The sequence below is a fragment of the Pedobacter sp. 01N416 genome, from assembly GCF_056399685.1.
In genome coordinates, this window is record NZ_JBFTRT010000054.1 from 1 (window position 1) to 20,595 (window position 20,595).

At 38.3% G+C, this 20,595-nt stretch carries 16 protein-coding genes and 1 pseudogene; 6 read left to right on the forward strand and 11 right to left on the reverse strand.

Translation table 11 applies throughout. From position 1 onward, the window contains the following. Positions 1–323 precede the first annotated feature (323 nt). Entirely contained in the window at positions 324–1,766 is a 1,443-nt protein-coding gene (locus tag AC1DND_RS04895) for an APC family permease (protein ID WP_477579592.1), read from the reverse strand. 281 nt (positions 1,767–2,047) lie between these two features. Between AC1DND_RS04895 and AC1DND_RS04900 the strand changes: the two are divergent. The 5 genes and pseudogenes from AC1DND_RS04900 to AC1DND_RS04920 all read left to right on the forward strand — a co-directional run bounded on the left by AC1DND_RS04900 (position 2,048) and on the right by AC1DND_RS04920 (position 8,062). Further along, positions 2,048–4,110 (forward strand): annotated as a pseudogene (locus AC1DND_RS04900) (sodium-translocating pyrophosphatase). A 116-nt stretch (positions 4,111–4,226) separates the two neighbouring features. Beyond that, positions 4,227–5,702: an amino acid permease gene (locus tag AC1DND_RS04905; RefSeq protein ID WP_477579594.1), complete on the forward strand. Its 1,476-nt coding sequence runs from the start codon at positions 4,227–4,229 to the stop codon at positions 5,700–5,702. Positions 5,703–5,801: 99 nt separating this feature from the next. Then, positions 5,802–7,133 (forward strand): porin, encoded by a 1,332-nt coding sequence (locus AC1DND_RS04910; protein WP_477579595.1) that lies wholly within the window; start codon positions 5,802–5,804, stop codon positions 7,131–7,133. Between the two features lie 79 nt (positions 7,134–7,212). Continuing rightward, positions 7,213–7,779, forward strand: a complete 567-nt coding sequence (locus AC1DND_RS04915; RefSeq protein WP_029274105.1) for a MarC family protein — start codon at positions 7,213–7,215, stop codon at positions 7,777–7,779. A 58-nt stretch (positions 7,780–7,837) separates the two neighbouring features. After that, entirely contained in the window at positions 7,838–8,062 is a 225-nt protein-coding gene (locus tag AC1DND_RS04920; protein WP_477579597.1) for a hypothetical protein, read from the forward strand. Positions 8,063–8,151: 89 nt separating this feature from the next. Here AC1DND_RS04920 and AC1DND_RS04925 read toward each other — a convergent pair whose 3' ends face one another. From AC1DND_RS04925 to AC1DND_RS04955, 7 genes are all read right to left on the reverse strand, one after another. After that, positions 8,152–9,321 (reverse strand): RsmB/NOP family class I SAM-dependent RNA methyltransferase, encoded by a 1,170-nt coding sequence (locus AC1DND_RS04925; RefSeq protein ID WP_477579599.1) that lies wholly within the window; start codon positions 9,319–9,321, stop codon positions 8,152–8,154. Between the two features lie 33 nt (positions 9,322–9,354). After that, positions 9,355–10,566 (reverse strand): ABC transporter substrate-binding protein, encoded by a 1,212-nt coding sequence (locus AC1DND_RS04930; RefSeq protein WP_477579600.1) that lies wholly within the window; start codon positions 10,564–10,566, stop codon positions 9,355–9,357. Between the two features lie 111 nt (positions 10,567–10,677). Next, on the reverse strand, positions 10,678–12,207 hold the full coding sequence (gene guaA, locus AC1DND_RS04935; protein WP_477579602.1) for a glutamine-hydrolyzing GMP synthase: 1,530 nt from the start codon (positions 12,205–12,207) through the stop codon (positions 10,678–10,680). Between the two features lie 244 nt (positions 12,208–12,451). Continuing rightward, the gene (locus AC1DND_RS04940; RefSeq protein WP_477579604.1) at positions 12,452–12,850 is read right to left on the reverse strand and encodes a type II toxin-antitoxin system VapC family toxin; all 399 of its coding nucleotides are present in this window, start codon (positions 12,848–12,850) and stop codon (positions 12,452–12,454) included. Next, positions 12,847–13,083, reverse strand: a complete 237-nt coding sequence (locus AC1DND_RS04945; RefSeq protein WP_477579606.1) for a type II toxin-antitoxin system Phd/YefM family antitoxin — start codon at positions 13,081–13,083, stop codon at positions 12,847–12,849. The genes AC1DND_RS04940 and AC1DND_RS04945 overlap by 4 nt, the downstream gene beginning before the upstream one ends. A 134-nt stretch (positions 13,084–13,217) precedes the next feature. Further along, positions 13,218–13,676: a deoxycytidylate deaminase gene (locus AC1DND_RS04950; RefSeq protein ID WP_138818054.1), complete on the reverse strand. Its 459-nt coding sequence runs from the start codon at positions 13,674–13,676 to the stop codon at positions 13,218–13,220. Positions 13,677–13,740: 64 nt separating this feature from the next. Continuing rightward, positions 13,741–15,177: an MFS transporter gene (locus AC1DND_RS04955; protein ID WP_215131225.1), complete on the reverse strand. Its 1,437-nt coding sequence runs from the start codon at positions 15,175–15,177 to the stop codon at positions 13,741–13,743. A 143-nt stretch (positions 15,178–15,320) separates the two neighbouring features. Between AC1DND_RS04955 and AC1DND_RS04960 the strand changes: the two genes are divergently transcribed. Beyond that, positions 15,321–15,947, forward strand: coding sequence for a LysE family translocator (locus tag AC1DND_RS04960; RefSeq protein ID WP_477579608.1), 627 nt, complete (start codon positions 15,321–15,323; stop codon positions 15,945–15,947). A 672-nt stretch (positions 15,948–16,619) separates the two neighbouring features. Here AC1DND_RS04960 and AC1DND_RS04965 read toward each other — a convergent pair. The 3 genes from AC1DND_RS04965 to AC1DND_RS04975 form a co-directional block, all read right to left on the reverse strand. Then, the gene (locus AC1DND_RS04965; RefSeq protein WP_477579610.1) at positions 16,620–18,461 is read right to left on the reverse strand and encodes an amidophosphoribosyltransferase; all 1,842 of its coding nucleotides are present in this window, start codon (positions 18,459–18,461) and stop codon (positions 16,620–16,622) included. Positions 18,462–18,912: 451 nt separating this feature from the next. Then, a complete protein-coding gene (murI, locus tag AC1DND_RS04970; RefSeq protein ID WP_477579612.1) occupies positions 18,913–19,734 on the reverse strand; it encodes a glutamate racemase in 822 nt (273 codons plus the stop codon). Positions 19,735–19,967: 233 nt separating this feature from the next. Then, positions 19,968–20,546, reverse strand: a complete 579-nt coding sequence (locus AC1DND_RS04975; RefSeq protein ID WP_057932778.1) for an OmpH/Skp family outer membrane protein — start codon at positions 20,544–20,546, stop codon at positions 19,968–19,970. Between the last annotated feature and the right edge of the window lie 49 nt (positions 20,547–20,595).

A 20,595-nucleotide genomic window follows, 5' to 3' on the forward strand; every position in this document is an offset into this window, starting at 1 on the left:
TCGGGTTTGGAAAACTGAGTTTAAGCACAGGTTTAACTTAGCTAAACCCGGTAGCAGCGAACACGATCCCGATTTTTCTATCGGGAGAAGTAAAGTGGATAACGGGGCTTTCGGAACCGATTGAAACAGAACCCTGCTTTTCAAAATGTAAAAATGGGATTTGAAGCGGTTAGATATGAGATTTGAGAAGCAAAAAACCTCGCAGTTTTTAAAAGCCTGCGAGGTTTCATGGTAAATTCTCATCTCATTTCGTCATCCTGAATTTGTTTCAGGATCTATCCTACCAGTAAGATGCTGAAACAAGTTCAGCAGGACGCCTCTGGTTAATCTTGCTGCTCTTTTTTATTAATAAAAAAGTAAACAGGCACTCCCAGCAAAACAATCACAAGCCCCGGCCAGGTATACTGCTGTTTATAAATGAGCAGCAAAATACAAAATGCCGCTCCTATCAATAAGTAAATAATCGGTGTAACTGGATATAACCAGGTTTTGTAAGGCCTTTCAAGACCAGGTTGTTTTATCCTTAAATAAATAACACCAAAAACAGTAATCATATAAAATAGCACGATAACAAAGGATATCATATCTAAAAGATTACCATATTGCCCACTTAAACATAAAGCAGATGCCCAAATGCCCTGCATCCAAAGTGATCTTTCAGGAACTCCATTTTTATTGTTTTTTAATGCTGCTTTAAAAAACATTCCATCTTTTGCCATGGTTTGAAAAACCCTTGCACCTGCCAATACGATTCCATTAACACAACCGAAAGTAGAAATCATTACCAACAATGCAATTACAATTGTGCCGATTCCACTACCAAAAATCTGTTCTGAGGCTGCAACAGCAACCCGATCATTGAGGGCAAATGCAATACTCTCTCTGTTTAGGGTATTGAGATAGATAAAATTGACCAATAAATAAAGAATCATCACTGCTGAAGTACCTAAAACCATAGAACGTACAACATTTTTTTTAGGGTTTTCGATTTCTCCCGAGACAAAAGTTACGTTTTCCCAGGCCACACTCGAAAATACCGAACCAACCATGGCAGCTGCAATCCCCCCCATTATTGCCATTCCGGAAATGGATTCCCATCCCGATTTCAAGAAATTGCCGCTTGGATCTGTTTTAAGATTATTGAAAGCATCCCAGCCAAAGCTCATATTTCCGGCCCAAAAACTGTTTTTCACCAAAAGAAAGCCTAAAATAATTAAGCCGATTAAAGCGACAATTTTAGAACCAGTAAAAATGTTCTGCAAAATTTTACCGCCTTCAACACCTTTTGTATTAATATAAGTTAAAAGCAGAATCACACCGATGGCTAAAATCTGTATCCAGGTAATTTTATAACCGCCACTCTGAAAAATTGGAGCAGCATCGTTTAAAGCTGGTATTAAATAGGCCGTAAATTTACCAAAAGCAACAGCAACAGCTGCAATAGTGCCGGTTTGAATTACGGTAAACAAGCCCCAACCGTAAAGAAATCCCATCATTTTACCGAAAATCTCTTTCAGGTAAGTGTATTGCCCACCAGCTTTGGGAAACATGGAAGAAAGTTCTCCATAAGAAATTGCGGCGGCAACTGTCATCACCCCAGTGATCACCCAAACCACAATCAGCCAATAACCGGAACCTAAATTCCGCATGATGTCGGCACTAACAATAAAGATACCGCTTCCGATCATCGAACCCATTACCAGCATGGTAGCATCAAAAAGGCTTAATTTTCTTTTAGAAGGTCCATCTTCTTTTTCAATATTCATTTTTAGTTTGGTTTAGTTTGTGGCTAATTTATTTAAAAAAAAGAAAATAGGAGTACTTCGCTTGTATTATTTTAATTGAGCGAAATTTTATTCTACTTGACAATGAAAAATTTAATCACAAGAAAAATATTTTATTATCTTGCTAGATATAAGTACGTAGTTTGGAGAGAAGCGTTTGGCGCTGAACGTTTGAAATAGATTAAACAATTGACCAATTTAAACAGTTAACCAGTTACACAACAACATAAACAACTAACCAAATATAAAACCAATTATTAACTATGGATTTTTTACAAAACAATTTAATTTACTGTATTCCGGCGCTAGGCCTTGTCGGGATTATAGTTATGATGATTAAAAGCGCCTGGGTAAACAAGCAAGATGCAGGTGATAAAAACATGCAGGAACTTGCGGGCTATATAGCCGATGGAGCTATGGCCTTTTTAAAAGCCGAATGGAGGGTATTGAGCATTTTCGCTGTTTTTACGGCTGCGCTCCTAGCCTACTCAGGAACAATTACCGAAATTAAAGGGGTACCTATGCATTCGAGCTGGATTATCTCTATTTCTTTTATTATAGGAGCGGTATTTTCTGCAACTGCGGGTTATATCGGAATGAAATCGGCCACAAAAGCAAATGTTAGAACCACACAGGCTGCTAGAACAAGTTTAAAACAAGCATTAAAAGTTTCGTTTACTGGCGGTACCGTAATGGGCTTAGGCGTAGCTGGCCTTGCTGTTTTAGGTTTAGGCGGTTTATTTATTGTTTTTTTACAGGTATTCCATGTAACCAGCGCCAATAGCACCGAAATGAGATCTGCTATTGAGGTTTTAACCGGATTTTCTTTGGGTGCCGAATCTATTGCCTTATTTGCCCGCGTTGGTGGGGGTATTTATACCAAAGCTGCTGATGTTGGTGCCGATTTAGTGGGTAAAGTAGAAGCCGGAATTCCTGAAGATGATGTACGTAACCCTGCAACCATTGCCGATAATGTAGGCGATAACGTGGGTGATGTTGCAGGTATGGGTGCCGATTTATTTGGCTCATATGTAGCAACGATATTAGCCACCATGGTTTTAGGACAAGAAATTACAGTAACTGATAAATTCGGGGGTATGTCTCCCATCCTTTTGCCTATGGTAATCTGCGGATTGGGTATTTTATTCTCGATTGTAGGTACCTGGTTTGTAACCATTAAAGATGATAAATCAAATGTTCAGACGGCTTTAAATCTAGGTAACTGGTCATCAATTTTGATTACAGCAGTAGCTTCGTTCTTTATCGTAAAATGGATGTTACCCGAAACATTAAACTTACGTGGGTATGAGTTCTCTAGTATTAATGTGTTTTATGCCATTATTGTTGGTTTAGTAGTGGGTACAATTATGAGTATTGTTACCGAATATTTTACCGCAATGGGCAAAGGCCCTGTAAATTCTATTATCCAACAATCATCAACCGGACATGCCACCAATATTATTGCAGGTTTAGCTGTCGGAATGAAATCGACTGTTATTCCAATTTTGGTTTTAGCAGGCGGGATTATGTTATCGTACCACTTTGCTGGTTTATATGGTGTAGCTATTGCAGCAGCAGGTATGATGGCCACTACAGCTATGCAATTGGCCATTGATGCTTTCGGACCAATTGCTGATAATGCGGGCGGTATTGCAGAAATGAGTCAGTTACCTCCAGAAGTACGCGAACGTACCGATAATTTAGACGCTGTTGGAAATACCACTGCAGCTACCGGTAAAGGATTTGCCATTGCATCTGCAGCCTTAACCTCTTTAGCATTATTTGCAGCTTTTGTAGGCATTGCAGGTATTACGGCGATAGATATATATAAAGCGCCAGTATTAGCAGGATTATTTGTTGGCGGGATGATTCCTTTCATTTTCTCACGCCGATAATTGTTGGTTTTACTTTTGGTCCTGAAGTTTTAGGTGGATTATTGGCCGGCGTAACCGTTACCGGTGTATTGATGGGGATTTTCCAAAGCAACGCAGGTGGCGCATGGGATAACGCCAAAAAATCATTCGAACAAGGTGTAATGATCAATGGTGAAATGCACTACAAAAAATCAGAACCACATAAGGCTTCAGTAACAGGGGATACTGTAGGCGATCCTTTTAAAGATACCTCGGGTCCTTCAATGAACATTTTAATCAAATTAATGTCTATTGTTTCACTAGTTATTGCTCCATACATCGCAGTTAAGGCAATTGCCAGCGAACATAAGCAAGAAGTTCGAAAAGAAATCAGAATTGAGCAAAAAACCGATAGTTTAGGTAACGTAATTACGGATACTTTAACCAATACCACCGACACTTTAAGGCGTTAGTTGTAAAAACATTGATAAAATAATAGCTAAAGGGATTTTTTAACCAAAATCCCTTTTACATTTCCGTAATTTTTAATTACGTTTGGAGCTGAATTAATCTAAACAAAAACTATAATATGGGTTTATTTACTAAAAAGCCAATGCATCTATTGCTTGAAGAAGCAGGTGATTCAAGCAAAGGCTTAAAGCGCACACTTAGTGCAGGTGCATTAGTTGCATTAGGTGTAGGGGCTATTATTGGTGCCGGGCTATTTGTTCGTACTGCTGCTGCAGCCGCTCAAAATGCTGGACCATCAGTTACAATCGGTTTTATAATAGCTGCGATAGGCTGTGCTTTGGCAGGTTTATGTTATGCCGAGCTCTCTTCTTCTATTCCAATCTCTGGTAGTGCATATACTTATACTTATGCTACTATGGGCGAGCTAATGGCTTGGGTTATTGGATGGGATTTAGTGTTAGAATATGCTGTAGGTGCCGCTACTGTAGGTATAGCCTGGAGCGAATATCTGAATAAACTATTGGTAGAAGTATTACATACCTCACCCATACCCTACGAGTGGTGCCACTCGCCTTTCCAATCGCATCCAGATGGTACCGTAAATGGAATTATGAATCTTCCTGCCTTGTTTATAGTAGGCTTGTTAAGTTTACTTTTAATTAAAGGAACTTCAGAATCTGCTTTTGTAAACGGTTTAATCGTAATTACCAAAGTGGGTATTGTTATCTTAATCATTGTTTTAGGTTGGGGCTTCATCCACGAAGCAAATCACCATCCATACATTCCGGCTGCTACCACATATGTAGATCATGCAGGTATTAGCCATAGTTTTGGTGGTTTCTGGGGCGTTATTGGCGCTGCCGGAACGGTATTCTTTGCCTTTATCGGTTTTGATGCTGTAAGTACTGCCGCTCAGGAAACTAAAAATCCTAAAACAGCAATGCCAATTGGTATTTTAGGATCGTTAGCAGTTTGTACTGTATTATACATATTATTCGCACACGTTTTAACGGGAATTGCACCAGTTGAGTTTTTCAGAACTAAAGGTGGTGAAGCATCTGTGGTAGCTGCAATTAGCGAATATATGACCGGATACTCATGGTTATCTAAATTAGTAACAGTAGCAATTTTAGCCGGTTTCTCTTCTGTAATCTTGGTGATGTTATTAGGCCAAAGCCGTGTATTTTATTCGATGAGTAAAGATGGTTTATTACCTAAAATGTTCAGTGATTTACACCCTAAATTTAAAACACCTTATAAAGCAAACTTAGTGATCTTGGTAATTGTAGGTTTATTTGCTGCATTTATCCCAGGCGATGTAGTGGGCGATATGACTAGTATCGGTACGTTATTCGCATTTATGTTGGTTTGTATAGCGGTAATCATCTTAAGAAAAACAGATCCAGATCTTCCTCGTCAGTTTAGAACACCTTGGGTACCTTTAATTCCGATTTTGGGTGTTGTTGCCTGCGGTTTAATGATCCTTGGTTTAGGCTGGACAAACTGGTTAAGATTATTTGGCTGGTTAGCATTAGGATTTATCATTTACTTTGGATACAGTAAAAAGAATTCTCATTTGAAAGACGTTAAATAAATTACATTTTTCAAAAAAACAAAAGCCTCGACCGAAAAGTCGGGGCTTTTTTATGTTAAATAATTGTTAATAAAACTACCTTTGCAAAAAATTGATAACATGTACCGCTATTTTGCTAAATTTAAGATCACTTATTTCTTCTTAACGATTGTTTTGCTATTCATTTCCGCTGCAGGATATGCGCAGAGAACAATTAACGATGTAATGGATTCTACCACGGTTAACCATTTGCTCATTATTTCTAAGAAATATGGTTCATTATCTTTTAGCGGGTACCTGCAGCCTCAATTCCAGGTTGCGCAAGCAAATGGTGCACAGGCAGAATACCAAGGCGGAAATTTTGGCGAGTTTACCAATAACCGGTTTAGGTTGAGAAGAGGTCGTTTAAGGGCCGATTATATGATGTTAACAGATGATGGCAGTCCTTCTACCTATTTTGTACTTCAGTTTGACGGTACTGAACAAGGTGTTGCCATTCGTGATTTTTGGGGACGTTATTACGAAAATAAATGGAAAATACTGGCGGTTACTTTAGGGCTTTCTGGCCGTCCGTTTGGGAACGAACTGCAATTATCTTCTTCAGTAAGGGAAGCGCCGGAGCGTGGCCGGATGTCGCAGATTTTAATGAAAACAGAACGAGATCTGGGGGCTACGTTTACCCTAAATCCTCGTTGGAAAGATGCCCGGTTGAAAAACTTTGTATTCGATTTTGGTATTTACAACGGACAAGGCTTAGCCGGCGCTGGAGAATTTGATAATAGTAAAGATTTTATCTTCAGGTTAAGCCATAAAACCTATGCCTTTAAAAATTTCACCATTGCGGGCGGTATAAGTACGCTACAAGGCGGCTTAAACCATCGCTTGCCCGTAAGTTATAAGATGGATAGAATCGACAACCAATGGAGAATGATGAAGGATTCGTCGGCCAATACCATCAATAAGGTTGCTCCAAGGAGATATTATGGTGCCGATATTCAGCTGGCTACAAAAACCAAAAGCTGGAAATCTGAATTGAGGGCAGAAGTGGTGTCTGGCTTACAAACAGGCACTTCAACTACCTCAACCACACCTGGCTCTTATCCTGTTGATAGCAAATCGATAGCCTTGCCTTATTATACCCGAACCTTCAATGGTGCTTACGTTACATTTGTACAAACCTTGAATAGCACCGACAATCAGCTTATTTTAAAATACGATTGGTATGATCCAAATTCAAAGGTAAAAGGGCTTGATATTTCAAATACTCAGGGGCTTTCTCCAGCGGATGTTCGTTTTGATACTTTTGGATTTGGTTTTTTACATCATTTTAATCCACATTTTAAGGCTGTACTTTATTATGATATCATTAAAAACGAATCGACCCAAATTCAGGGTTATACTGCTGATAGAAAAGACAATGTGCTCACGTTAAGAACACAGTTCTATTTCTAATAAATAACAGTACAATGGAGGAATTGATACAAATTCCGCTACCTTTGCTTAAAATTGCGCTGCTATGAAATTCGATTTTATGACGTTCAACTTAAGCCAGATCCTATCCACAACGATGGTGCTCTTCGCTATTATCGATATTTTGGGCGCCATTCCCGTTGTAATCGAATTACGTAGAAAAGCAGGTCATATCGAATCAGAAAAAGCATCTTTAGTTGCTACAGGCTTAATGATCCTCTTTTTATTTGTTGGCGAATCGTTATTAAAAGTAATCGGATTAGATGTAGAATCTTTCGCTATTGCGGGTTCTTTCGTGATCTTTTTTATCGCTATGGAAATGGTATTGGGATTAACGATTTTTAAAGAAGAAGCACCAGAAACAGTCTCCATCGTTCCGTTGGCTTTCCCTTTAATTGCCGGAGCAGGAACAATGACTACCCTACTTTCGCTAAAAACAGAATATCATACCCAGAATATTTTAGTGGGCATTATACTCAATATGTTGTTTGTATACTTTGTATTGAAAAATACCAACAGACTTGAAAAACTTTTTGGAAAATCGGGCTTGAACATCTTACGTAAAGCCTTTGGGGTAATTTTATTGGCTATAGCGATTAAATTGTTCAGAAATAATACGGGACTATAGGTATCATTTCAAAGATTCGTCACCCTGAATTTATTTCAGGGTCCAATAATCAAAAAAGATGCTGAAACAAGTTCAGCAAGACGACGAACGTAGAAAAGTACTCATCAAAATGACAATCCTCCAATCAATCTGTAACAATAATTACGTATATCCATCTAAACATAAAGCTTACATCATGAACAGCTTTGAAGAATATACCTTAATTATTGGAGCAATAGCCGTTTTAATCGAAGCGGTAAAATACTTTAAAAAGAATTTCAAATCCTGGTTTGAACATACGTAATGTCGCTTTAAGTGAGCGTCATGCTGAATTTATTTCAGCATCTATATGTTAAGACCCTGAAATAAATTCAGGGTGACGATACAAGTAGTTTAATCCTGGCTCTTCTTAATCAACCTCGCCACAAACATCGTATCGGCATTGTTTTCATAACCCTTTATCAATTCCATTTTTTCCAGTTCTAATGGCAACTGATCAATCATATGCTGAACAATGGCTTCGTTTTCTTCGGCAAAGGCAGAGCAAGTAATGTAAATTAAGGGCTTACCTGGCTTTAAATACTTTACAATATTTTGGACAATCCCCTTCTGGATGCTGGCAAATTGATTAATTTTCCGTTCCTCGAAAAATGTAAGCATTTCGGGTGTTCTGCCCCATGTTCCAGAACCAGTGCAGGGCGCATCCAAAATGATCCCGTCAAATTGATAGTGGTGTAAAACCTGATCGTTGTTCTGTAAAAGATCCAGTTCCTTTTTATGGTACTTTTTGATCCCGGCTAAGCGGAAACGTTCATCTAAATTTAAGAGTACACTTTCTCTCAGATCAGAAACCAAAAGCTCAATCACAGGCTCCAAACTGTGCAACAGCAGCGTTTTCCCACCAGATGCCGCGCAGCAATCCCACCATTTATCCCATTTGTTCGGTTTAAAATAACTGCCTGTGTGCTGAGAAGATAAATCCTGAACCTGATAACTGCCTTCTTTTAATATGGTTTCTAACTTGGTTCCATTAGGCAAAGCCAGAGCAGTATCAGAAATCGCTTTAACCGCAATGTTTTCATCTTCTAATTTTGCAATAATAGCTACAGATTCTTCTCCTCCTACCCTGATAAAGAGATCTGGCTGTTTGAAGAATGAGGTACAAAACGCTTCCCGGTCTAATCCATCAGATAGATTTTCGTGAAACGGATATACCTCCTGCAAATCAAAATCCGGATACCTGGTTTTAATGATGGATATTTTTTCTCCCAGCGGCAGTATAATACTTTCCTTTAATTCCGGCAGATTTTTCTCTACAATAAGGCTAAGTGTATCGTGGCATAAGAAATCGGCAATACTTAAACGTTCTTCCTGCGGAAGTGCCGATAAAGCCTTACCTAATCTAAAAAAGCTATACATATGACGTGTAGCCCATCTCCTATCGGATGAACCCATTTGCTTATGCTGCTTAAAATAGGTTGGTAGAAAACGATGCAAGGGCAAACTTCCATCATAATTACTCAAAATCTGTTCAAAGGCTCTTAACTGATGATCTGCTCTCATGCAATAATTAAAATGGAAGAAAAAATTATAGAATTACTCAACTAGGTTTAACGCAAAGTTTTTAAACTTCAGTAACATTAAACTGGTGTTAATATAGCCTAATTTTTCATCATGGATAAATGAAAAGTTATTATGGAGGCCTTTATATTTATCTTTTACCAGATAATCTCTATAATCCTCTCCATAAGTAGTTAACAGTTTACCGAAATAATAGCCAACATCAAAGCCTTTAAAGGCGTATTCTCCAGGCTCAAATCCATACCTATAGCGATATTTTTTAATAAAGGTAACAACTGTACTGTTTTTATAGTCTATTTTATAAGATGAGCTGATAATGGTATTTAGGTCTTGTAATTTATCAGTGGGATAATTCTGTTTTACCCAATTAGGATGACCAAATAGATTAATGCTATAACCACCAGTGGGTAGATGCTTTAATTTATACAGTTTTTCTACTGTTGGCAATACAAAAGTCCTGTCGGATGAGGTAAGCACCACTGCATATTCTTTGCCTTTGATCATTTTTGTTTCAAAAGCATAGGCCGAAGCATACTCCTGTACCACAAACTTGGTACTGGCTTGAAAATAGTTCCTTATTGGCGCTGCAAATTGTTCGTCTTCTGTTTTCTTTGGGTTAATCAGTACCACTATAGTATTGGCAGGATTATAATTTTTAGCAATGTATGTGGCTATCTTTTTTCCATGTAAACCAATATTATTTACAATGGACACCAGATTTGGATTATTAAATTCTGCAGGTTCGGAAGCAGCCAAAGGAGATACGATGATTGCATTGTTTTCTTTGGCATAATTGGAGATAAACTTTAACCCATCAGGAAAAACAGGGCCAATAATTAAATTGCTTTGTTTAAAACGCTCATTTTTGTACAAAACCGATATATGTGCATTATCATCCTGTGTATCGAAAACATTGAGTTTAAAATTTAAACCCTGAGCCGCGGCAGAATCCAATCCCAATTTAAAGCCCTGATAAAAATCGATAGGCATAGCATATTTTTCTATATCGGCTTTTGTTGCTGTTTTTAAATTCAGCTCATCCAATTTAAAGGGAACAAGTAAGGAAACACTTGCCTGCGAAAACTTTTTGATAGGCTTTTTATCTGTTGGCTTTTCTTTTTCAACCGGTTTTTCCGTTTCAGGCTTGGGTGTCCTGATTTTAGGCGAACAAGCACCCAAAACTACCGCAAACAAAACCAGCAACCAATAAACCTTCTTGAAATTCATACCTATCATTTTTAACAAAATATGCTAGCAAAGTTTATTCCACCTTGCTAGCATAAGCATATTATTTGTATATCGACTCCCGACTAATGACTCAGGACTCTGAACTAAAAACTATTCCCACTCGATAGTTGCAGGTGGTTTAGAGCTGATATCGTATACCACTCTATTGATCCCTTTAACTTTATTGATGATTTCGTTTGAGATTTTAGCCAATACCGGATAAGGTAAATGGCACCAATCTGCAGTCATCCCATCAAGTGATTCAACTGCTCTTAATGCAATTACATTTTCGTAAGTACGCTCATCGCCCATCACTCCTACAGATCTTACCGGTAAGAAAATAGCGCCTGCCTGCCATACTTTATCGTAAAGGCCTGCTTCTTTTAAATTGTCGATATAAATTTTATCGGCATCTTGTAAAATGGCTACTTTTTCTGGAGTAACTTCTCCGATAATGCGGATACCCAGGCCTGGGCCTGGAAATGGKTGACGGCCTAAAATAAACGATTCTAACCCTAAAGTGGTGCCTACTCTTCTTACTTCATCTTTAAACAAAGTTTTAAGTGGCTCTACTACTTTAAGTTTCATAAAATCTGGCAAACCACCTACATTATGGTGCGATTTTATGGTTGCCGACGGCCCTTTAACCGAAACTGATTCAATAATATCAGGATAGATTGTACCTTGGGCCAACCACTTTACATCCTGGATCAGGTGAGATTCTTCGTCGAAAACTTCGATAAATACACGGCCAATAATTTTACGTTTTGTTTCCGGATCTTCTACCCCGGCCAATTGGCCCAAGAATTTATCTTTAGCATCAACGCCTTTAATATTTAAGCCAAAATCTTTATACTGTTCTAAAACACTTTCATATTCGTTTTTACGCAATAAACCATTATCAACAAATATACAGTGAAGGTTTGTACCGATGGCTTTATGTAAAAGTACCGCAGCAACACTACTATCAACACCACCTGAAAGTGCCAAAACAACTTTATCGTTACCTACAGTAGCTTTAATATCGGCAATTGTGGTTTCAACAAAAGCAGCAGAAGTCCAGTCCTGGCTACATCCGCAAATATCAACCAAGAAGTTTTCTAAAAGGATTTTCCCATCAATACTATGCGTTACCTCAGGGTGAAACTGGATGGCATAAGTATCTGAATCTTTAATATGGTAAGCTGCGACTTTTACGCTATCAGTACTGGCAATCAGCTCAAAATTTTCTGGAATATCGGTAATGGTATCACCATGGCTCATCCAAACTTGTGAACCGATGTTAATGCCTTTAAATAATTTATTCTCCTGGTTTACAAAATTCAGGTTAGCACGACCATATTCGCGTGTTGAAGATGGCTGAACTGCACCGCCAGAATGTTGGGCAATATATTGTGCACCATAACAAACAGCCAATAAAGGAAATTTTAAATGGTATTTCGATAAATCGATCTGAGGTGCATCTTCCTGACGAACGGAGAATGGACTACCCGAAAAAATAACTCCTTTTACATCAGGCGTAACCTCAGGAAGATTGTTGTATGGATATATTTCACAGTAAATATTTAGTTCGCGAACCCTACGAGCGATGAGTTGTGTAAATTGCGAACCAAAATCGACGATAATGATTTTTTCTTGCATCCGCAAAGGTACCAATTAGATATGATATTTGAAGCCGGAGATTTGAGATTTTTAGCTTAAAAAAGTCCGGAGTCGGCAGTCAGGAGTCCGAAGCCAGTTTGGAGTCAATTAACCGCTTCAAACAGTTAACCGATTAACCAGTATAACTAAAAAGTCCGAAGTTGATTAACTGATTTAAACAATTAACCAGTAAACTACTTATCGTCACCAATGAACTAATGACAAATGAACCATTGAACAATAATCACCAAACAACCTTTAATCCCGCTGATCGGTATTTATTAATGTCTTCGTCTTTACTGATTAAAGTTATATCTTTCTGAATAGCCTGCCATATTAACATCCTATCAAAAGGATCTCTGTGCCAGTTCGCATTTAAGTGATGGTAATTAGCCACATCATTTGGTAAAAGGGGTAAAAGTTCGTAACCGGCCTCGATTGCGAGTTCAGGCAAAGCCTCCGGTATGATTCTCAAAATATCCAGTTTATTGATTGAATGTTTCAAAGATATTTCCCAAAAACTTATCGTACTCACTAGAATTGTATTTTTTTTGTTCTTTAAAATTTCCAAGCAGACATTCGAAAGCTTGGATGAATACATTAATGACCAAACTAGTACATGGGTATCTAAGAGGTAAATCATATGCCTAAGAATTCCTCTTCAGTAATTTTGAAATCATCTTTAAATATTATTTCGGCTTTCCCGTCAAGCATACCTATTTTACGCTCTTTATTGTTTTCTTCCAAATCAGGAACAAAATACCCAATAACCTCTTTTTTTCTTCCATAAGTTACGGCAATACCAATACCTGCCTTAACATCTTCAAGTACTTCAGAAAAGTGAGCTTTAAATTCTCCAACAGACATTGTTTTCATAGCTAATAGATTTATAATCAAATATAAACAAAACTTGTCAAGTTGTCAAGATAAACCGAGTTATGTTTTAGATATAAAATTGGTGAGCTGATTTACAACTTGCAGTCACCAATGACAAATGAACCACTGAACCTTTACGATTCTATCAAAACCACCTCAACCCCAAATTTCCGTAAAAAGTCTACTCCTTCATCGCTAGGCAAACCTTTGTAAGCTGCATACGATTTAGAATAATAAACCAATTTAATTCCTGATGACAAAATCAAGCGGGCGCAGGCAATACAGGGCGATAAGGTGGTATATAAAGTACAGCCTTCTATTTTCGAACCGTTTTTAGAAGCATACAGAATTGCATTCTCCTCAGCGTGTAAGGCTAAAGAACAGCTTCCCTTACTATCACGCGCACAGCCATGCTCAGGCCATTCCTCGTCGCAATTGTGGGTACCAGCTGGTGGGCCATTGTAGCCGATAGAAATAATACGGGTATCCTTTGTTAACACTGCACCTACATGGGCACGCACGCAATGCGAACGGGCTGCCAAATCGGTGGCAAGGTTCATAAATATCGAATCGAAACTTGGTTTATCTGCCATTATAAAAATCAAAAAAGCCACAAAGAACTAAATCTCTGTGGCTGCAAAATTACTTTATTAAAAATTAATGTCCGCCAGAAATTTTTTGATCAAAGTTTATTCCTTGTGATCTTAATATTCCAGCTACTTTCCAGGCATAGAATGCCAAGTAAGCAAAACAGATAATCCCTACAACATAACTGTATTGAATACCTGTAAATTCTGATACAGCACCTTGTGCCCAACTAATAATACCACCGCCCATAATCATCATAATTAAGAAGCTACTTCCCTGACTGGTGTGTTTACCTAAACCGCTTACTGCCAAGGTAAAAATACAAGGCCATAAAGTGCTACAGAATAAACCTACACTGGTAATGGCATAAACACTTACCATTCCTTTAGTAAACATTCCGATTAACAACGCAGTAATACCTATTGCCGAAAAGATTAGCAACATGCGGGCCGGGTTACCTTTACTCGCCATATCAGCAGCAATTAACACCAATATAATCAAACCGTATACATAAAATGGAGCAAGATCATGTTTTGCTATAGCATTTACAGCTAAGAAAATACCAAAAGCTAAATATGGTGCAATAAAACGTAATACTTTTTGTGTGCTGATATTATCAGTAAAAGCTTCAACAGCACCTGTCCAACGACCGATCATCATACTGGCCCAATATAAAGAGATATAAGGTGCGATATCTTTAATGGCAAAGCCTAAATCTTTCTCCATATAAGCCGGTAGATTACTTGCGGTAGATACCTCAACACCCACATAAACAAATATGGCAATCATACCCAAAACCAATTGCGGATATTGCAAAGCAGATCCCTTAATCGATTTAGTATCCTCAACCACAGCTTCAACCAAAGCAGGTCGATCAGGCAACGATGACATTTTTAAGAAAACAGCAACGGCAATAAAAGCAACTCCCAAAATTAGATATGGAATTTTAACGCTTTCTATACTAATATTTGTAGTTGCATTTGCCGCAGAACCAAAAATAGCGAAACTTACAATAAGTGGTCCAATGGTTGTACCAAAGTTATTAATACCACCGGCAAGCGTTAAACGTTGCGAACCTGTTTTAATTGGCCCTAATGCAATAGCTAATGGATTTGCAACAGTCTGCTGTAAGGAGAAACCTAATGCCACAATAAATAAGCCTGAAAGCATTAAAGGAAACGAATGCATGTTTGCTGCAGGATAAAACAATAAGGTTCCAAGTGCCGAAATAACCAGACCAAGCGCAAGCGAATTTTTATAACCCAATTTGTTTACAATATCTTGTCCTATTATAACAGAAATACCGTTATAAATTAAAGCACCCACTGTATAAGCAATATAAAATGCCAATGAAACCAATTGACTTTCGGCTTGCGATAAATCAAAAGCTTTTTTAAATACCGGTATTAAAATATCATTACTGGCGGCTACAAAGCCCCAGAAAAAGAATACCGTAACCAAAGGAATAAACTGCCCCCACTTGGTTTGTGTTTGTTCTGAACTCATTTTTTAAATCTAGTTTTAGTGGCTCTAAACATAAATAAAAAAAAATGAAAACCAGTAAATTTTATGCAACCTATGCAACAAAAATAAATGTTAAATGTTTAGGTATAAAGTTGCATATTCGCATATTATAAACAATACAATGCATGTTTGAAGCCATATTACTAGGTATAGGAGCAGGGATTATTTCGTCGTTTTTAACAGGGCCGGTATTTTTTGCAATGATTAAAACCAGCATAGAGAGGGGCTTCAAAGCTGGGTTTTCTTTAGCTGTTGGCGTAATTATTAGTGATGTGGTCTTAATTGGCCTGGTTCTTTTTGGCAGCCAGTTTTTTGATTATAAAGCAGAATTTGATAAATATGTAGGCACCATTGGGGGCCTATTCTTGTTAGCCGTAGGTATATATTACCTGGTTTCTAAAATAACGGTGCACTATAATAGTTCAACGCTTCAAAAAGTAAGTAAACGTGGCTATGTAATAAAAGGTTTTTTAATGTGCATCCTTACCCCCTCTACCTTAATGTTCTGGATTATTGTAAGCGGGATCATCTCGGTTAAATTGAATAACATGCTGAACGAAAAGCTAGTCTGCTTTTTTATTGCCATGGCTACCCAATTGAGTATAGATGGTGCAAAGAGTTTCTACTCGAGTAAACTCCGTTATAAAATAAAAGAAGACGCGCTTAAAAAACTGAATAAAATCGCAGGTGTGGTTATCATCTTTTTTGCCATTTGGCTCATCGTTAAAACTTACCTGAAGTTCTACGTATAGGTTTTTACCACAAAGATTATAAAGAAAATCGCAGCATACACATCTTATTATTAGCCACGGAAACACAGAACACACGGAAATTTCCTCACGTTTTGTCACCCTGAGCGGAGTCGAGGGGCCGACAAAAATTACTAGCAGTTTTTTTTGAAAAGCAGGGACAGTGCTGCTATTAAACGTTAGTCCTGCCAATGCTGCAAGTCCTCACCCGATAAAGGATCGGGTTCCGGGCTTTCCGCGAATGTCAGGTTTAGATTAGGGAAGATCGTACTCAATCTTACGGTCATCCTGAGCGGAGTCGAAGGGCAAACAAAAATCACTAAACCAGTTTTCTGTTTTTTTGGAAAGCAGGTGCATTGCTGCTATTAAACGTTAGTCCTGCCAATGCTGCAAGTCCTCACCCGATAAAGGATCGGGTTCCGGGCTTTCCGCGAATGTCAGGTTTAGGTAGGAAAAGATTGTTACCTTTTTTGATGGTCACCTTGAGCGGAGTCGAAGGACTCTTCTCTGCATAGGAAGCTACAATTTGTGTCTTCGTGCTCAGCGCTAAACAGGGGCTCGGAACTCTTCTTTTCTCTGTGCAAACTCGTTGTTCTCAGTGGTAAAAAACAAAAAAAATAGCCCATATAAAATATGAGCTATTTATTATTCAAGTACCCTTTAGGGAATTAGGACCTAATAAGCCCTTTGGTTATTTCCTTCTTTCCAGTTAACGAAAGCTTTATTTACCACTTTATTACCCCCCGGGGTAGGATAATTTCCTGAGAAATACCAGTCACCTTTGTTTTTCGGACAAGCTGTAATAATCTGTGCAATTTTAGCCGAAATTTCTTCAGGCGTAAACGGTTTATAAATTTCCTTAACGTGGTTTACAATTTCCTCTTTAGGTAAAAGCAACGAAGCTTTACATTTCGTGTAAACGTCTTCGATCACCTGCCACATACCGCGCTCCGTTAACAACTGAATAGCTGCATCGAAAGCCACGAACTGCCCCATCCTGCTCATATCGATACCATAACAATCAGGGTAACGGATCTGAGGTGCAGAAGAAACAATAATGATTTTCTTAGGGTGTAAGCGGTCAACAATTTTAATGATACTCTGCTTTAAAGTTGTACCACGCACAATCGAATCATCAAGTGCCACTAAAGTATCCTGGTGGTTATTGATAATACCATAGGTAGTATCGTAAACATGTGCTACCATTTCGCTACGGTCTGCGTCCTGAGTAATAAAAGTTCTCAGTTTTACATCCTTAACCGCAAGCTTTTCTACACGGGGCGCTAAAGATAACAGGTCTTCAAGCTGCTGATCTGTTAATGTTTCTTTTTTATGTAAAAGTATATCTTTCTGGTGCCTGCGCACATATTGCTGAACACCATCAACCATTCCAAAAAAGGCTACTTCTGCCGTATTTGGGATAAATGAGAATACTGTATTTTTTAGATCGTAATTAACGGCCTGAAGGATTTTATCGCTTAATAAGCGACCAAGCTGTTTACGTTCGCGGTAAATCTCTACATCACTTCCTTTTGAGAAATAAATACGTTCGAAAGAGCACGACAATCTTTCGGTTGGCTCGCGGAACTGCTCCATGCTCACCTCACCGTTTTTCTTGATAATTAAAGCATGCCCAGGATCGATCTCTTTAACATCTTTGAACTGGATATTAAATGCAGTTTGTAAAGCAGGCCTTTCAGATGCCGCTACAACAATCTCATCATCATAGTAATAATACGCCGGACGGATACCTGCCGGATCGCGCATAATGAACGAATCGCCATTACCCACCATACCACAGATCGAATAACCTCCATCCCATGTTTTGGCCGAACGGCGAAGGATATTTGCAATATCTAAATTATCAGATATTTTGTGTGTAATCGCAATGTTATCATGCCCTTCTTTTTTGTACTGATCGAAAAGCTCCTGGTTTTCATCATCTAAAAAGTGCCCGATTTTTTCTAATACCGTAACGGTATCTGCTTTTTCTTTTGGATGCTGACCTAACTCGTACAATTGCTCCAATAATTCATCAACATTCGTCATGTTGAAGTTACCTGCAATTACCAGGTTACGTGTCATCCAGTTGTTTTGCCTTAAAAAAGGGTGGCAATTTTCGATGCTGTTTTTACCATGCGTACCATAACGCAAATGGCCCATTAACACCTCGCCGATAAAGCTTACGTTGTTTTTGAGCCATTCTGTATCCTGCATTAATTCAGGCGTGTTTTCTTGGATATCGACAAATTTGTTCTGCACATATTCGAAGATATCAGCTACCGCATTAGATGCCATGCTCCGGTATCGGCTGATGTACCTACTGCCCGGTTTCATATCCAGCTTAATGGTGGCAATACCTGCGCCATCCTGGCCCCGGTTATGCTGTTTTTCCATTAAAAGGTATAATTTGTTAAGGCCGTAAAGTGCTGTACCGTACTTTTGCTGGTAGTAAGAAAGTGGTTTTAACAGGCGAATAAAAGCGATTCCGCATTCGTGTTTTATCTGATCACTCATTGTGTGGGTTTGAAGCCGCAAAGTTATCCTTTTAACTCGTTACAACCTAAAGAAAAATGTTTTCTTTTATTATGATGAGTTTAGGCTGACAGATGAACTAAAAGTGCGACTAATCTATCTCTAACTCCAATCGCCCCTTCTAATTAATTCCAATATGTTCAAATAGCCAGCTTAGTTAGTGTAAATTATACACACTTACTTGAATTACCTACAGAGATCGCGCTATTCAATTAATTTCATATATCAACGGTTTGCGTTTTACAGTTACTAATGCAAAAGAGAAAGATTACTGAACCGTCCATCTGTACTGGCAACAAATCAATTTAAAGATTTTTATCAACAGAATAGATACTGAAAGAAGTTCAGCAGGACGCAGATCAGGAATTAACAATTTTCAATGCGCAATTTCCAGTTAACCAATTCAAACAATTAACCAGGGTTCAGTTTACAGTTAAACAATCATTCTATCTGATTTCAACGGCTCTCCGAAAAAAATAGAGGCGTGTTCATCAAAAGCTGCAGGATCACCGCTAGTATAGAAATACCTTTCGCCCTGTTTAGCTAGTTTTTCTTCCATCTCAGGGTGTCTCTTTAAATAATCAGCTAAACTGCGGGATACAATCTCGCCTTGCGTTAAAACGCTTATATGGTCGGGGAATACCTTCTTCAGTTTAGGCATTAATAAAGGATAGTGTGTACAAGCCAATAGCACGCAATCGATAGCTGCCGATTGGCTCAATAACTGATCACAATATTCATTGATAAAAAAGTCAGCGCCAGATTGTAAGTGTTCGTTATTTTCAATCAGTGGAACCCACATCGGGCAGCTTTGCTGGTAAACCTTAATCTCAGGAAAAAATTTATTGATCTCTAAAAGATAAGATTGAGAATTAACTGTACCTCTGGTCCCCATTACCCCTACCGATTTAGTGCTCGTATAACCATCAATTACCTCAGCTGTGGGCCTGATTACGCCAAGCACTCTTCTACCGGGATATTTAGCAGGAAGATCTATTTGCTGGATCGTTCTAAGCGCTTTAGCTGACGCCGTATTACAGGCAAGAATAACCAAATGGCATCCTTTAGCAAAAAGCCATTCTACGCATTCTAAAGTATATTTATAAATGGTCTCGAAAGAATGGTCGCCATAGGGCGAACGGGCATTATCGCCCAAATAGATATAATTGTAATCGGGCAATTTATCGGCAATAGACCGGAAAACTGTTAAACCACCGTAACCTGAATCGAAAATACCTATTGGCGAAGCCTGCATTGTGTTGGAAAGTTATAGATAAATATTGAAAAGTTAAATCTTTAAAACGGTCGTCTTCCTGAACTTGTTTCAGGATCTGCTGCGCTGAAGTTAGACATCAAAGATGCTGATCCCGAAACTCGGGACAGCATGACGAAAATCCTAAAACAAAAAGCGAAACTAAGTTAAACTTAATTCCGCCTTATATTTTGAATTGGTAAGGAGATTTTGAACTCCGAACTTCCGACTCAGAACTACTTTTTAGGTGCTGCTGGTTTTGCAGCAGTTGCAGTGATTCCTAATTTAGTTTTTACTGAAGCAGTAATATCATCACCACCATCCCAGAAAACTAAATTGTTACCACCTTGTCCGTTTGCGATATCGAAAACGTAAGCTAAACCTTTTTCTTTAGCTACAGCAGAAATTGCAGTTGCAACTTTAGCCTGGATAGGTTGGAATAATTCACCTTGTTTAGTACCTATATCTTGCGACGCTTTAGTACGCGCATCAGTAATGCGTTTTTCTAAATCCTGTAATTCTTGACCCGCAGCTTGTAATTCTTTACCTACTGTTTCTTTGTTAGCCTCACTCAAAGTTTTTTGCTTAGCTTCTGCTGCAGCCATTTTACTTTGATATTCTTTGATCATTGCATCAATATCGGCTTGCTTTTGTTTACCTAAGGTTTCTAAAGTAGTTTGAGCTGTTTTAGCCTCTGGTAAATTTGCAAATACCTCTTCAGAATTAATGTGACCCAATTTTTGTTGTGCACTTGCCATATTCGCTGTAAACAATAACCCTGCTGCTACAAAGAATACGTTAATTAACTTTCTCATCGTTTTATTTTACTTTTTTATTTTTTTCTAATTGTTTTTCTTCAAAAAT

What these genes read in the sequence shown, in the direction of transcription:
- AC1DND_RS04895 (WP_477579592.1), bottom strand. Translation starts at nt 1,766, where the DNA reads ATGAATATTGAAAAAGAAGATGGACCTTCTAAAAGAAAATTAAGCCTT.
- AC1DND_RS04905 (WP_477579594.1), top strand. Translation starts at nt 4,227, where the DNA reads ATGGGTTTATTTACTAAAAAGCCAATGCATCTATTGCTTGAAGAAGCA.
- AC1DND_RS04910 (WP_477579595.1), top strand. Translation starts at nt 5,802, where the DNA reads ATGTACCGCTATTTTGCTAAATTTAAGATCACTTATTTCTTCTTAACG.
- AC1DND_RS04915 (WP_029274105.1), top strand. Translation starts at nt 7,213, where the DNA reads ATGACGTTCAACTTAAGCCAGATCCTATCCACAACGATGGTGCTCTTC.
- AC1DND_RS04920 (WP_477579597.1), top strand. Translation starts at nt 7,838, where the DNA reads ATGCTGAAACAAGTTCAGCAAGACGACGAACGTAGAAAAGTACTCATC.
- AC1DND_RS04925 (WP_477579599.1), bottom strand. Translation starts at nt 9,321, where the DNA reads ATGAGAGCAGATCATCAGTTAAGAGCCTTTGAACAGATTTTGAGTAAT.
- AC1DND_RS04930 (WP_477579600.1), bottom strand. Translation starts at nt 10,566, where the DNA reads ATGAATTTCAAGAAGGTTTATTGGTTGCTGGTTTTGTTTGCGGTAGTT.
- AC1DND_RS04940 (WP_477579604.1), bottom strand. Translation starts at nt 12,850, where the DNA reads ATGATTTACCTCTTAGATACCCATGTACTAGTTTGGTCATTAATGTAT.
- AC1DND_RS04945 (WP_477579606.1), bottom strand. Translation starts at nt 13,083, where the DNA reads ATGAAAACAATGTCTGTTGGAGAATTTAAAGCTCACTTTTCTGAAGTA.
- AC1DND_RS04950 (WP_138818054.1), bottom strand. Translation starts at nt 13,676, where the DNA reads ATGGCAGATAAACCAAGTTTCGATTCGATATTTATGAACCTTGCCACC.
- AC1DND_RS04955 (WP_215131225.1), bottom strand. Translation starts at nt 15,177, where the DNA reads ATGAGTTCAGAACAAACACAAACCAAGTGGGGGCAGTTTATTCCTTTG.
- AC1DND_RS04960 (WP_477579608.1), top strand. Translation starts at nt 15,321, where the DNA reads ATGTTTGAAGCCATATTACTAGGTATAGGAGCAGGGATTATTTCGTCG.
- AC1DND_RS04965 (WP_477579610.1), bottom strand. Translation starts at nt 18,461, where the DNA reads ATGAGTGATCAGATAAAACACGAATGCGGAATCGCTTTTATTCGCCTG.
- murI (WP_477579612.1), bottom strand. Translation starts at nt 19,734, where the DNA reads ATGCAGGCTTCGCCAATAGGTATTTTCGATTCAGGTTACGGTGGTTTA.
- AC1DND_RS04975 (WP_057932778.1), bottom strand. Translation starts at nt 20,546, where the DNA reads ATGAGAAAGTTAATTAACGTATTCTTTGTAGCAGCAGGGTTATTGTTT.